Consider the following 12,321-nt stretch of genomic DNA (forward strand, 5'->3'; position numbering starts at 1 on the left):
TTGAGAGGTCTTGTGGGGCCTTAGCTCAGCTGGGAGAGCGCCTGCTTTGCACGCAGGAGGTCAGCGGTTCGATCCCGCTAGGCTCCATAGGGTACGTTTGTTATCCTAAGTTTAGTCCATTGAAAATTGAATATCTATATCAAATAGTAACAAGAAAATAAACCGAAACGCTGTAATACGAGACTTAAGAGTAGAGTCAAAAAAATAAGGTTAAGTTAGTAAGGGCGCACGGTGGATGCCTTGGCACTAGGAGCCGATGAAGGACGTGACGAACAACGAAATGCTTTGGGGAGCTGTAAGTAAGCGTAGATCCAGAGATGTCCGAATGGGGGAACCCAACAGGTTATGCCTGTTATCCCTACCTGTTAAGGGTAGAGGAGGGAAGACGCAGTGAACTGAAACATCTAAGTAGCTGCAGGAAGAGAAAGCAAAAGCGATTGCCTGAGTAGCGGCGAGCGAAACGGCAGGAGGGCAAACCGAAGTGTTTACACTTCGGGGTTGTAGGACTGCGATGTGGACTTAAAGATTATAGAAGAATCATCTGGGAAGATGAGCCAAAGAGAGTAAAAGCCTCGTATTCGAAATAGTCTTTATACCTAGCAGTATCCTGAGTACGGCGGGACACGAGGAATCCCGTCGGAATCTGGGAGGACCATCTCCCAACCCTAAATACTCCCTAGTGACCGATAGTGAACCAGTACCGTGAGGGAAAGGTGAAAAGCACCCCGGGAGGGGAGTGAAATAGAACCTGAAACCGTGTGCCTACAAGAAGTTCGAGCCCGTTAATGGGTGAGAGCGTGCCTTTTGTAGAATGAACCGGCGAGTTATGATATGATGCGAGGTTAAGTGGAAGAAGCGGAGCCGTAGGGAAACCGAGTCTGAAAAGGGCGAGTTAGTATCATGTTATAGACCCGAAACCATGTGACCTACCCATGAGCAGGTTGAAGGTGCGGTAAGACGCACTGGAGGACCGAACCAGGGCACGTTGAAAAGTGCTTGGATGACTTGTGGGTAGCGGAGAAATTCCAAACGAACTTGGAGATAGCTGGTTCTCTCCGAAATAGCTTTAGGGCTAGCGTCGACATTAAGATTCTTGGAGGTAGAGCACTGTTTGGGTGAGGGGTCCATCTCGGATTACCAATCTCAGATAAACTCCGAATGCCAAAGAATTATGGTCGGCAGTCAGACTGCGAGTGCTAAGATCCGTAGTCGAAAGGGAAACAGCCCAGACCACCAGCTAAGGTCCCAAAATAATTGTTAAGTGGAAAAGGATGTGGGGTTGCACAGACAACTAGGATGTTAGCTTAGAAGCAGCTATTCATTCAAAGAGTGCGTAATAGCTCACTAGTCGAGTGACCCTGCGCCGAAAATGTACCGGGGCTAAAACAATTTACCGAAGCTGTGGATACCTTTATGGTATGGTAGGAGAGCGTTCTATGTGTGGAGAAGGTGTACCGTGAGGAGCGCTGGAACGCATAGAAGTGAGAATGCCGGTATGAGTAGCGAAAGATGGGTGAGAATCCCATCCACCGTAAGACTAAGGTTTCCAGGGGAAGGCTCGTCCGCCCTGGGTTAGTCGGGACCTAAGGAGAGACCGAAAGGTGTATCCGATGGCCAACAGGTTGATATTCCTGTACTAGAGTATGAAGTGATGGAGTGACGCAGAAGGCTAACTCAAGCGTGCGATTGGAAGAGCACGTCTAAATAGTGAGGGGTGGTATGAGTTAAATGCTTGTACCTATAACCTTGAGCTATGATGGGGAGCGAAGTTTAGTAGCGAAGTGAGTGATGTCACGCTGCCAAGAAAAGCTTCTAGCGTTGTATCATACTCTACCCGTACCGCAAACCGACACAGGTAGTCGAGGCGAGTAGCCTCAGGTGAGCGAGAGAACTCTCGTTAAGGAACTCGGCAAAATGGCCCCGTAACTTCGGGAGAAGGGGCGCTGATTTAGGTCAGCCGCAGTGAATAGGCCCAAGCAACTGTTTATCAAAAACACAGCTCTCTGCGAAATCGTAAGATGAAGTATAGGGGGTGACGCCTGCCCGGTGCTGGAAGGTTAAGAGGAGTGCTTAGCGTAAGCGAAGGTATGAATTGAAGCCCCAGTAAACGGCGGCCGTAACTATAACGGTCCTAAGGTAGCGAAATTCCTTGTCGGGTAAGTTCCGACCCGCACGAAAGGCGTAATGATTTGGGCACTGTCTCAACGAGAGACTCGGTGAAATTTTAGTACCTGTGAAGATGCAGGTTACCCGCGACAGGACGGAAAGACCCCATGGAGCTTTACTGCAGTTTGATATTGAGTATCTGTACCACATGTACAGGATAGGTAGGAGCCGATGAGAGCGGGACGCCAGTTTCGCTGGAGGCGCTGTTGGGATACTACCCTTGTGTTATGGCTACTCTAACCCAGATAGGTGATCCCTATCGGAGACAGTGTCTGACGGGCAGTTTGACTGGGGCGGTCGCCTCCTAAAAGGTAACGGAGGCGCCCAAAGGTTCCCTCAGATTGGTTGGAAATCAATCGTAGAGTGTAAAGGTATAAGGGAGCTTGACTGCGAGAGCTACAACTCGAGCAGGGACGAAAGTCGGGCTTAGTGATCCGGTGGTTCCGTATGGAAGGGCCATCGCTCAACGGATAAAAGCTACCCTGGGGATAACAGGCTTATCTCCCCCAAGAGTTCACATCGACGGGGAGGTTTGGCACCTCGATGTCGGCTCGTCGCATCCTGGGGCTGTAGTCGGTCCCAAGGGTTGGGCTGTTCGCCCATTAAAGCGGCACGCGAGCTGGGTTCAGAACGTCGTGAGACAGTTCGGTCCCTATCCGTCGCGGGCGTAGGAAATTTGAGAGGATCTGCTCCTAGTACGAGAGGACCAGAGTGGACTTACCGCTGGTGTACCAGTTGTCTCGCCAGAGGCACAGCTGGGTAGCTATGTAGGGAAGGGATAAGCGCTGAAAGCATCTAAGTGCGAAGCCCCCCTCAAGATGAGATTTCCCATAACGTTAAGTTAGTAAGAGCCCTGAGAGAAGATCAGGTCGATAGGTTAGGAGTGGAAGTTGTGTGAGCAATGGAGCGGACTAATACTAATAGCTCGAGGACTTATCCAAATGAAGTAATGAGAACGTTAAGAAGAGCGTATGATTTTAGGAAAACGGCAAGAAATCCTGATTTCTTAGACGGTTTATCTAAATCACTAGCTTTTTAGTTCGAATACAATTTAAGAAGTATTGACAGTTGGTTTAGAAGTTGTTATAATGATAAGGTATTCAATTTTGAGTCGATTAAGCGACTTAGAGAGTTAAGTGATGATAGCCTAGGGGATACACCTGTACCCATGCCGAACACAGCAGTTAAGCCCTAGAGCGCCGGAAGTAGTTGGGGGTTGCCCCCTGTGAGATATGGTCGTTGCTTAGCGAAGGGAGTTTAGCTCAGCTGGGAGAGCATCTGCCTTACAAGCAGAGGGTCAGCGGTTCGATCCCGTTAACTCCCATAAGTAGAAATACTGAAGGTCCCGTAGTGTAGCGGTTATCACGTCGCCCTGTCACGGCGAAGATCGCGGGTTCGATTCCCGTCGGGACCGTATTAGATGAGAATCTAGTAGAAGTCAGACTCGTTAGCTCAGTTGGTAGAGCAATTGACTTTTAATCAATGGGTCACTGGTTCGAGCCCAGTACGGGTCATATAGGCGGGTTTGGCGGAATTGGCAGACGCACCAGATTTAGGATCTGGCGCCTTAGGGCGTGGGGGTTCAAGTCCCTTAACCCGCATAAAGAGATAGGCCGGCTTAGCTCAGTTGGTAGAGCATCTGATTTGTAATCAGAGGGTCGCGTGTTCAAGTCATGTAGCCGGCATTATATAGTTTTACTATATAAATAAATATTTGGGCGCGTAGCTCAGGTGGTTAGAGCGCACGCCTGATAAGCGTGAGGTCGGTGGTTCGAGTCCACTCGTGCCCATTATAAGATGGTCCGTTGGTCAAGGGGTTAAGACACCGCCTTTTCACGGCGGTAACACGGGTTCGAATCCCGTACGGACTATAAATTTAATGTCACTGTAGTGAGTGACTTATGATGAAATCAATGAAATCGGGGAGGGACCAATGTGTTCTCTCTTTTTCTTGTTTCTTCTCCTCATTTTTAGGAAACAAGCTGTCAAGGGCTATTCACAGCTTTTGACACTAGTTAAAGCGATGAGAATTTTGGTTTGATCTTTTTGAAGTTGTGGAGGCCAAAAGCTTGGCGCTTGATGTCTTTGATAGTCTTGTTGGTGGCTTCTAGTTTGGTATTGGAATAAGAGAGTTCGAGGGCGTTGGTGATGTAGGTTTTGTAGGATTTAAAAGTTCTAAAAACAGTTTGAAAGATCGTATTCATCTCGGAAAAAGTGCTTGGCTCTCTTCTCCTGAGAGTGAAAGAGCAGGAGTTGACCAAGCTCGTAATAGTATAGGAAAGCCTAGCTAAGGTGTTGAGTCCATTGGATTAGTTTAGCCTGAGCTTAGAAACAAAACAGCGAGGGGAAACGATCATGTAGGATTTTGGAAGTGAAACAATCTCCCAAATTATTTCAGCCCGAGCTTGAGAATGAGAGGTGTTAGATATATCGCAGGTGACGCCTTTGACCGATGCTCAAACCTTTCTCGGATACTTGTAGAAATGGTTCTTGATACTACTTTGGCGGGTGTTCTCAAGAAGCGCAATGACTTTTTTGGTCTCGAAATCTTGGGTGATAAAAGTAGGTTTGTTCTTATTTATGGGCTGCACCAGTCTATTCTCAGATCTGGTCACTCCCAAGAGCACTCTAGGCATGTGTGAGAAATTGTTTTTGAAGGTAAACTGATTGAGCTGTCGTTGGACCACAGAGATGGAGATATGGAGACGCCTTGCGTTCGCAGTATTGGTGTGTTTCTCGGTGTGAAGGTGAGAGATTTGATGATTTTTTTGACGAGAGGAGATTCAGCGACTGTCATTTTGCGACAGTTTTTACCTTGAAATCGTCTCTTTATAAGGCGAAACAGGGTTGTAAAATCTTGAGTGTCAAGAATGGGAATTGTTGAAGGTCTTTGAAAGTCGTATTTGGTGCGCTTTTCCCCATACAGCGGACAGTTAATGTAGGGGAATCGGACTTAGCAGGTGATAATTGACTTTACGAGCAGGTAAAATCGTGACATTTGTTTTTTTATTCGAATCGTGTTATGCTTTTAGGAGTATTATCAATTCAAAAAAGAGAGCCCTTTGCATCGGGGGCTCTCTTTAGTGTTATGAAAATAAGGAATTTAATTCAGTGCATCTAGTGCATCAAGAACAGGCTGGTAGGCTGGTTCGCTATTAACGTTATCGACGTATTGGGTGTAGGTGATACGGTTGTCTTTATCAAGGACGAGGACAGCACGAGCGAGTAGGTGGTTTTCGTTCATAGATAGGGCATAGTCGCGACCGAATGAACCGTCAAAGTAATCCGATAGCATCACGGCATGCTCCAAGCCTTCAGCGCCACACCATCTGGCTTGGGCAAAGGGGAGGTCTTTTGAAATCGTGATGACAACACTGTCGCTTCGCTCTCCAATGAGCTGGTTAAAAGTTCTGGTCTGAGTGGAGCAGATGCCAGTATCAATGGACGGAACGACGCTAATGACCTTCTTTTTATCCGCAAAATCGGCTAGGCTCTTTTGGCTGAGGTCAGTGGCAACCAAGGTGAAAGGAAGAGCAGTATCGCCAACTTCTAGCTGCTTTCCTGTAAAGGTAACGGGTTTTCCAAGAAATGTTGTCATACGAAAGACTCCTTTTTCTTTTTATTGTAGTCTAAAAAAGAGTATTCGTCCACTGATTTGATTTCTTTTATTTGGTGAGTCCTTCTGCAATCTTGTCCAAATTCCACTTCATCATGCTGTAATAGCTGTCGCCGTCTTGCCCTTTTTCAGCGATGGAATCGGTAAAAATTTGGCTAAAAATAGGGATATGAGTATCTTTGGAAACAGTTTTCATAGGGCGATCATCCACGCTTGATTCAACAAATAAACGAGGGACCTGAGTCTTTCTTAGATGTGTCACTAAATTTTTAATTTGATCAGGCGTTCCTTCTTCTTCTGTATTAATCTCCCAGATATAAGCTGATGGAATTTGATAGGCTTTTGAAAAATATTTAAAACAGCCCTCACTGGTAACGATGAGTTTTTTCTGGTCTGGAATACGGGCAAATTTAGCCTTGGCTTCTTGATCGAGTTGTTCTAGTTTGTTGAGGTAATTTTTGAGATTTTTAGCATAGAAAGCTTGATTCTTAGGATCTTTTTTGGAAAGTTGTTTTTCAATGTTTTGGGCATAAATCATTCCATTTTCAAGATTTAACCAAGCATGAGGGTCTTCTTTTCCGGATTCATTTTTCCCTTCAAGGTAGATGATTTTGACGCCATCGCTAACAGCAAAATAGTCTTTGTCTTTCACCTTGCCAGCATTTTTTATCAATTTAGTGAACCAAGCGTTTCCCCCTGTTTCAAGGTTAATGCCATTATAGAAAATGAGATCTGCTTGAGATGTCTTTTTCACGTCATTGGGGAGGGGTTCATATTCGTGAGGATCTTTTCCGACAGGGACAATGCTGTGCAGATCAATTTGATTGCCTGCAATTTGCTTGGTCATGTCAGCAATGATGGAGTTGGTTGTGACGACCTTTAATTTTTTTGAGGATGAGGTAGAAGACTGACAAGCACTTAAAAAGAGCAAGAGAATGAGACTAGTGATGAAAAAACGTAATGATTTCATGAGTGATCTCCTTTCGATGATAGATAGCCTTGTTTTGGGGCAATGAAGAAACTAATTCCAAAAAAACTAGCGCAAGTAAGAACGATGCTAGATCCTGCTGCGATATTAAAACTATATCCGATAAATAACCCAATCAAGGAAGATAAGGCACCTAGAGTAGAGGATAAAAAAATCATGCTCTTGAGGTTGTTGGTATAGAGGTAAGCAGTAGCAGCTGGAGTGATGAGAAGAGCAACGATGAGGATGGTGCCGACACTTTGCATAGCAGTGACTGAAACCAAGGTCAAAAGCAACATTAAGAGATAGTGGTAGCGTTTGACTTTGATTCCCATGGATTGAGCGAGTAAGGGATCAAAAGTGGTGAGAAGCAGCGGGCGATAAAACAGCCAAATCAAAACGAGCACACTAATAGCAACGGCAATGGTAACCCACTTGTCCGTGTCTTGGACAGCCAAGATATTACCAAATAGGATATGAAAAAGGTCAGTTGAGCTATTGGCAAGACCGATGAGGATGACGCCCAGAGCCAAAAAGGCGCTAAAGGTAATACCGATTGCGGTATCGCTTTTGATGATGCTGTTACCATTGATGTAAGTGATGAGCCCAGAAGCTAAAAGACCAAAAATGGTGGCGCCAATGAAAAAGTCAATCCCTAAAATATAAGAAAGAGCAACTCCTGGTAGCACGGCGTGAGAAATGGCATCTCCCATGAGCGACAAGCCTCTAAGGATGATAAAACAGCCCACTGCCCCTGCGACAATCCCTATTACAAGTGCCGTCACTAAGGCATTTTGCAGAAAGTGAAATTGGAATAACCCATCAATAAATTCTGTAATCATTTGCTCCCCTCCATGATGATGACTTGTTCCCCGTAGGTTTTTTTGAGATTATCTGGTGTAAAAACGGTCTTTGTCGGTCCAAAGGCAATGAGCTCTTGGTTCAGTAAGAGCAGTTGGTCAAAATAAGCCTCTACCTTACTCAAATCATGATGAATCATGAGAATGGTTTTTCCTTCTGTCTTGAGTTGCTTGAGGGCATCGACAATGATGGATTCACTGGTGGTGTCAATCCCAACAAAGGGTTCGTCTAAAAAGATGGTCTTTGTTTCTTGCACCAAGCATCGTGCGATGAGAACACGCTGAAATTGCCCGCCAGAGAGTTGGCTAATTTGCTTTTTGGCGAGCTGAGACAAGCCAACCAGGTCCAAGGCTTGGTCCACGATAAGCCAGTCTTTTTTAGAAAGACCAAAAATACTCTTGATTTTAGGGTATCGCCCCAAGGAAACGCAGTCACGAACAGTGATGGGAAACTGAAGGTCGATATTGGTCTTTTGTTCTACATAAGCAATCTGCCCTTGATTTTTTCTCAAATCTTGTCCGTCTAGGCGAGCTTGTCCTTGGTAGGGAATGATGCTAAGCAGTGCTTTCAGCAGGGTTGATTTTCCAGCACCATTTGGTCCTAAAATCCCGATAATACCAGGCTCTGTAAGGGTTAGGGAAATATTTTTTAAAGCCAGTCGTCCTTGATAATTGACGCTTAGTTGATTGATATCAAGCATAATAGTCACCTCTTTATATTTAAGTTTAATTTAAAAATAAATTTAAGTCAAGTTAAATAAAAGATGAATGGCAATAAAAGAATGATTCTCATTAAGTTAGAAACAAGATTTGTCAAAGCCCTTAGAATATGATAAACTAGAGAAAATAAGAAAAGGAGTGTCGAATGAATTTAGGAGGAATTGCCCTACTCATCATTGCGATTGCAGTAGTGGTTTTGGTGACTTATCTTGTTTTATTGTTGAAGCAAGTGAGCAAGACCGTAGATGAAACAACGAGAACCATTCAGATTTTGACCAGTGACGTGGATGTGACTCTTCATTTAACCAATGAATTGTTGGCAAAAACCAATGTTTTGGTTGCAGATATCAATGGTAAGGTCGAAACCATTGATCCCTTGTTTGAAGCAGTGGCAGATTTATCTGTGAGCGTATCTGATCTCAATAAACAAGCGAGAACTTGGAGTAAGCGAGCAGGAGAAACCAGCTCAAATCTTGCCAAGGCAGGGGCAGCGACCACTGCTCTTCGTATGGCAGGTAAGGTTTTTGGTAAGAAAAAGGAGGAAAAGTAGATGGGGAAATGGGTTAACACGGTTGTTATTTCAGCCCTATCTGGAGCAGCAGCTGCTTATTTGGTGGCGAGTAAACAAGGAAAAGCCTTGACTCAAAAGGTTGATGGTCTCATCAAAGATTACCAAGAAAACCCAGAAGATTTCAAGCAAGAAGCCTTGGATAAAACCTCTCGTTATACCAATCAAGTCCTTGATACTCTTAATAGCTACAAGGATAAGTGGTTGACAGGAGAGATGACTTCTGATGATGTGATTGCCTTTGCTAAGGAAAAAGCGGCTCAAGCGGTCGAAAAGGCTAATGAAGCCGTCGCACAGGTGCAAGAAAGTTTACAGGCGAATCAACAAGAAAGCGCTCAAAACCAAGAGTTACCAGCAGTAGGTGGTCAGATTGATGACATTGTCATTGACTACCATGAACCAAAAGAGGAAGAAGCAAAAACAGAGAGTGACAAGGAAGCATAAGGGATTTTGTCACTCTTATGATAGGAAGCAAGGAGTTCCCTTGTTTCTTTTTTTGTCTTGACAAATAGTCCACTTGTGGACTATAATAGAATTATCAAGTTTAGAAAGGTAAGTTATGTTAAGGTATGGCATTTTAGGTCTGTTAAGCTATCAAGATCAGACCGGTTATGACATCATGCGCTTGTTTCAACAGTCTTTGAGTCATTTTTGGATAGCGCAAAAAAGCCAGATTTATCGCGAACTGGCTAAGCTAGAAAGTGAGGGGTTCATTGATGGGAGAAAGATTCCGCAACAGGGAAAACCAGATAAGTACCTTTTTTCCATCAATGAAAAAGGTCAAGAAGCCTTGAGCGACTGGCTATCTGTGGCAGATTTTAGTGCCAAGCGTAACAATCCGCTCTTAATGAGGGTCTTTTTCATGGGGGAGGTCGATAGAAAGACCAATCTTCAATTTTTTAAGCAACAAAGAAGAGATTGCCAACACTATCAAGAGTTAATGACACAAATCCCTGAAGTAGAAAATCTGGATCAAACCAGTAACCGCAGTCTTTACTGGCGAATGACCATTCGCTACGGGGAGCGTTATCTTGCCATGCTTTTAGAGTGGTTGGATGAGTGTATTGCATTACTGGAAGAGGAGGAAGAACAATGAACCAATTACAACCTTTAGCTATCGCCCTGTTGATTGTGGGGTATTTGATTTATCAGCAGTTACGTCAGAAAGAAGTTGAGATTAAAAGGAGTTTCATCTTTCCTATTTTAATCACCCTTTACGGGGTTAAGGAGATTAGTAGTGAAGGTCTGTCTGAGGGGCTATTTCTTTTGGCAGTGCTTGGTCTTTTGCTACTTGGAGCGCTGATGGGCTATATTAGAGCAAGAAGCATGCGGGTCTGGAAAGAACAGGGGGTCATTTACAGACAAGGCAATCTCTGGACAGTTCTTTTGTGGCTGTTGACCATGAGCGTGCGACACGGGATTGCAGAAATCACGCATACGGGCTTGTCTAGTTTGTTCCTTTATCTAGGCGTCACTATTATGGTTCAGCGCTTTGTTATTTATCGTAGGGCAAAAGAAGTCTAAGGCGACTGCTAGGTGTCATAAAAACAAACCCCCAACTGAACTGCACCCCAAAAGTTAGACACAAAATCTAACGATTGGGGTGCTTTTCTTATGAAATTAAGTTATGAAGATAAACGAGGTATATACAAGTTGAGAAAGAGAGGTGTATCATGGCCTCAGATCAGTCAGCGATATGAAGTCTGTCCTTCCAATCTCAAGTACATGGTTAAACTCATGGATAAATATGGTGTTGAGATTGTTGAAAAGGGTAAAAATCGGTATTATTCACCCGAATTAAAGCAGGAAATAATGGATAAAGTCTTGATTCATGGTTGCTCTCAACTCTCAGTTTCCCTTGATTATGCCTTGCCAAATCGAGGGATGCTCCCAAATTGGATAGCCAAATACAAGAAAAACGGTTATACTATTCTTGAAAAATCAAGAGGGAGACCACCAAAGATGGGACGTAAACGTAAGAAAAACTGGGAAGAGATGACAGAGCTGGAACGTCTTCAGAAGGAATTAGAATACCTTAGAGCGGAGAATGCTGTGCTAAAAAAGCTGAGAGAATACCGCTTGAGGGACGAAGCAAAGCGCAAAGAGCAACAGAAATCATTCAAGCATTAACGAATCAGTTTTCCCTAGAAACGCTACTCGAAATCCTTGATTTGCCACGCTCCACCTATTACTATCAAGTGAGGCGACTGGCTAAGCCAGATAAGGAGAAAATTATCAAGGATGAAATACAATCTATTTATGATGACCATAAAGGTGATTACGGCTATCGTCGGATTCATTTAGAATTACGAAATCGTGGCTTTATCATCAATCACAAAAAAGTGCAGCGCTTGATGAAAGAGTTAGGCTTGACCGCTCGTATTCGTCGTAAGCGCAAGTATTCTTCTTACAAAGGTGAGGTGGGTAAGAAGTCTAATAATCTGATTAAACGTCAATTCGAAGGCTCTAAACCTTACGAGAAGGGCTATACCGATGTGACGGAGTTTGCCTTACCTGAAGGGAAACTTTATCTCTCCCCTGTTCTTGATGGCTATAATAGTGAGATTATTGATTTTACCCTATCTCGCTCACCTGACTTGAAACAGATTAAAACCATGCTTGAGAAGGTTTTTCCAGCAGATTCATATAGCGGAACCATTCTTCACAGCGATCAAGGCTGGCAATACCAGCACCAGTCTTATCATCACTTTTTGAAAACCAAAGGAATTCGTTCCTCTATGTCTCGCAAGGGAAATAGTCCAGATAATGGGATGATGGAGTCCTTCTTTGGCATTCTCAAATCTGAAATGTTTTATGGATTTGAGAAGTCTTATCAATCCCTTGATGACCTTGAGCAAGCTATCACAGATTACATTTTTTACTACAACAACAAACGAATCAAAGCAAAACTAAAAGGACTTAGTCCTGTGGGGTACAGAACTAAATCCTTTAGATAAATAAAATGTCCAACTTTTGGGGATCAGTACAAACTCTAAAAAGAGCTGGGGGTTCTTTGTGTCAAAATAGGATTAGGAGCGCATGGCTAAGATAAAGTAAAAGAGGGTTGAGGTAATGGCTACTCCAATCAAAATAGCAAGGAGAAAAGCCCAAATACTAGCCAAGTGTAAAGTGAGTAAAACAAAGCAAGTCAAAACCGTTACAATAGAAAAAACAGCAATCCGCGCAAAAAAGACCAATTCACGAAACTTGGCGCTATTGCTATTTAATTCTTTAAATTCTCGGTACTTAGGTGAGGCAGATGCGCTCTCTTGTAAGAGCTCTTCCTCATACTTTGGTTTTACAGACATGTATCGCTCCTTTACGTTGCCCCCTTATCATATCACAAAAACCGCTATTTGTCATGCTTTTTCGGGAATTTAGCCTAAAAAATCGGATATTTTTTACGTTATTGTCAAGTTTTTGT

10 protein-coding genes, 8 tRNA genes, 2 rRNA genes and 1 pseudogene are annotated in these 12,321 nt (G+C 43.8%); 15 read left to right on the forward strand and 6 right to left on the reverse strand.

The genetic code is table 11. The features are described from left to right. Positions 1-14: 14 nt before the first annotated feature. The 10 genes from ACZ49W_RS02045 (at position 15) to ACZ49W_RS02090 (ending at position 4,037) form a co-directional block, all read left to right on the forward strand. Positions 15-87, forward strand: a tRNA-Ala gene (locus tag ACZ49W_RS02045). A gap of 121 nt (positions 88-208) precedes the next feature. Next, positions 209-3,107 (forward strand): 23S ribosomal RNA (locus ACZ49W_RS02050). Between the two features lie 191 nt (positions 3,108-3,298). Then, a 5S ribosomal RNA gene (rrf, locus tag ACZ49W_RS02055) occupies positions 3,299-3,414 on the forward strand. A 3-nt stretch (positions 3,415-3,417) separates the two neighbouring features. Then, positions 3,418-3,490: transfer RNA gene (locus ACZ49W_RS02060), tRNA-Val, on the forward strand. A 17-nt stretch (positions 3,491-3,507) separates the two neighbouring features. Beyond that, positions 3,508-3,580, forward strand: a tRNA-Asp gene (locus ACZ49W_RS02065). A 27-nt stretch (positions 3,581-3,607) separates the two neighbouring features. Continuing rightward, positions 3,608-3,680: transfer RNA gene (locus ACZ49W_RS02070), tRNA-Lys, on the forward strand. Positions 3,681-3,685: 5 nt separating this feature from the next. Next, positions 3,686-3,767 (forward strand) — tRNA-Leu (locus tag ACZ49W_RS02075). Positions 3,768-3,778: 11 nt separating this feature from the next. After that, positions 3,779-3,851: transfer RNA gene (locus tag ACZ49W_RS02080), tRNA-Thr, on the forward strand. Between the two features lie 31 nt (positions 3,852-3,882). Next, positions 3,883-3,956: transfer RNA gene (locus ACZ49W_RS02085), tRNA-Ile, on the forward strand. Between the two features lie 9 nt (positions 3,957-3,965). Continuing rightward, a tRNA-Glu gene (locus ACZ49W_RS02090) sits at positions 3,966-4,037 on the forward strand. Positions 4,038-4,181: 144 nt separating this feature from the next. Here ACZ49W_RS02090 and ACZ49W_RS02095 read toward each other — a convergent pair. The 5 genes and pseudogenes from ACZ49W_RS02095 to ACZ49W_RS02115 form a co-directional block, all read right to left on the reverse strand. Then, positions 4,182-4,437, reverse strand: a pseudogene (locus tag ACZ49W_RS02095) (transposase); the annotation flags it as partial. A gap of 832 nt (positions 4,438-5,269) precedes the next feature. Continuing rightward, positions 5,270-5,764 carry a thiol peroxidase gene (tpx, locus tag ACZ49W_RS02100; protein ID WP_464813686.1) on the reverse strand — a complete coding sequence of 165 codons (495 nt, stop codon included), beginning with the start codon at positions 5,762-5,764 and terminating at the stop codon, positions 5,270-5,272. Between the two features lie 67 nt (positions 5,765-5,831). Beyond that, complete coding sequence (locus ACZ49W_RS02105; RefSeq protein ID WP_464813687.1) at positions 5,832-6,752, reverse strand: metal ABC transporter substrate-binding lipoprotein; 921 nt, start codon at positions 6,750-6,752, stop codon at positions 5,832-5,834. Then, complete coding sequence (locus tag ACZ49W_RS02110; RefSeq protein ID WP_464813688.1) at positions 6,749-7,591, reverse strand: metal ABC transporter permease subunit; 843 nt, start codon at positions 7,589-7,591, stop codon at positions 6,749-6,751. Before ACZ49W_RS02110 ends, ACZ49W_RS02105 begins: the two co-directional genes overlap by 4 nt. Then, entirely contained in the window at positions 7,588-8,310 is a 723-nt protein-coding gene (locus ACZ49W_RS02115) for a metal ABC transporter ATP-binding protein (RefSeq protein ID WP_464813689.1), read from the reverse strand. Before ACZ49W_RS02115 ends, ACZ49W_RS02110 begins: the two co-directional genes overlap by 4 nt. A 164-nt stretch (positions 8,311-8,474) precedes the next feature. On the opposite strand from ACZ49W_RS02115, the gene ACZ49W_RS02120 reads away from it, so the two are divergent. The 5 genes from ACZ49W_RS02120 to ACZ49W_RS02140 all read left to right on the forward strand — a co-directional run bounded on the left by ACZ49W_RS02120 (position 8,475) and on the right by ACZ49W_RS02140 (position 11,854). After that, positions 8,475-8,879, forward strand: coding sequence for a DUF948 domain-containing protein (locus tag ACZ49W_RS02120; RefSeq protein WP_464813691.1), 405 nt, complete (start codon positions 8,475-8,477; stop codon positions 8,877-8,879). After that, positions 8,880-9,341: a YtxH domain-containing protein gene (locus ACZ49W_RS02125; RefSeq protein WP_464813692.1), complete on the forward strand. Its 462-nt coding sequence runs from the start codon at positions 8,880-8,882 to the stop codon at positions 9,339-9,341. It begins immediately after the preceding gene. A 115-nt stretch (positions 9,342-9,456) separates the two neighbouring features. Further along, positions 9,457-9,993: a PadR family transcriptional regulator gene (locus ACZ49W_RS02130; protein WP_464813693.1), complete on the forward strand. Its 537-nt coding sequence runs from the start codon at positions 9,457-9,459 to the stop codon at positions 9,991-9,993. After that, positions 9,990-10,421, forward strand: a complete 432-nt coding sequence (locus tag ACZ49W_RS02135) for a hypothetical protein (protein ID WP_464813694.1) — start codon at positions 9,990-9,992, stop codon at positions 10,419-10,421. Before ACZ49W_RS02130 ends, ACZ49W_RS02135 begins: the two co-directional genes overlap by 4 nt. 90 nt (positions 10,422-10,511) lie before the next feature. Next, a protein-coding gene (locus tag ACZ49W_RS02140; protein ID WP_464813695.1) for an IS3 family transposase occupies positions 10,512-11,854 on the forward strand; the annotation gives its coding sequence in 2 pieces (ribosomal slippage) (positions 10,512-10,962 and positions 10,962-11,854; 1,344 coding nt in all). A gap of 72 nt (positions 11,855-11,926) precedes the next feature. Here ACZ49W_RS02140 and ACZ49W_RS02145 read toward each other — a convergent pair. Then, the gene (locus tag ACZ49W_RS02145; RefSeq protein WP_464813696.1) at positions 11,927-12,205 is read right to left on the reverse strand and encodes a DUF3270 domain-containing protein; all 279 of its coding nucleotides are present in this window, start codon (positions 12,203-12,205) and stop codon (positions 11,927-11,929) included. Positions 12,206-12,321 lie beyond the last annotated feature (116 nt).

The sequence above is a fragment of the Streptococcus sp. STR1/CE/0325 genome (genome assembly GCF_055386095.1).

Excerpts from the sequence above, each read along its gene's own strand:
- tpx (WP_464813686.1), bottom strand. The coding sequence starts at position 5,764 with ATGACAACATTTCTTGGAAAACCCGTTACCTTTACAGGAAAGCAGCTA.
- ACZ49W_RS02105 (WP_464813687.1), bottom strand. The coding sequence starts at position 6,752 with ATGAAATCATTACGTTTTTTCATCACTAGTCTCATTCTCTTGCTCTTT.
- ACZ49W_RS02110 (WP_464813688.1), bottom strand. The coding sequence starts at position 7,591 with ATGATTACAGAATTTATTGATGGGTTATTCCAATTTCACTTTCTGCAA.
- ACZ49W_RS02115 (WP_464813689.1), bottom strand. The coding sequence starts at position 8,310 with ATGCTTGATATCAATCAACTAAGCGTCAATTATCAAGGACGACTGGCT.
- ACZ49W_RS02120 (WP_464813691.1), top strand. The coding sequence starts at position 8,475 with ATGAATTTAGGAGGAATTGCCCTACTCATCATTGCGATTGCAGTAGTG.
- ACZ49W_RS02125 (WP_464813692.1), top strand. The coding sequence starts at position 8,880 with ATGGGGAAATGGGTTAACACGGTTGTTATTTCAGCCCTATCTGGAGCA.
- ACZ49W_RS02130 (WP_464813693.1), top strand. The coding sequence starts at position 9,457 with ATGTTAAGGTATGGCATTTTAGGTCTGTTAAGCTATCAAGATCAGACC.
- ACZ49W_RS02135 (WP_464813694.1), top strand. The coding sequence starts at position 9,990 with ATGAACCAATTACAACCTTTAGCTATCGCCCTGTTGATTGTGGGGTAT.
- ACZ49W_RS02145 (WP_464813696.1), bottom strand. The coding sequence starts at position 12,205 with ATGTCTGTAAAACCAAAGTATGAGGAAGAGCTCTTACAAGAGAGCGCA.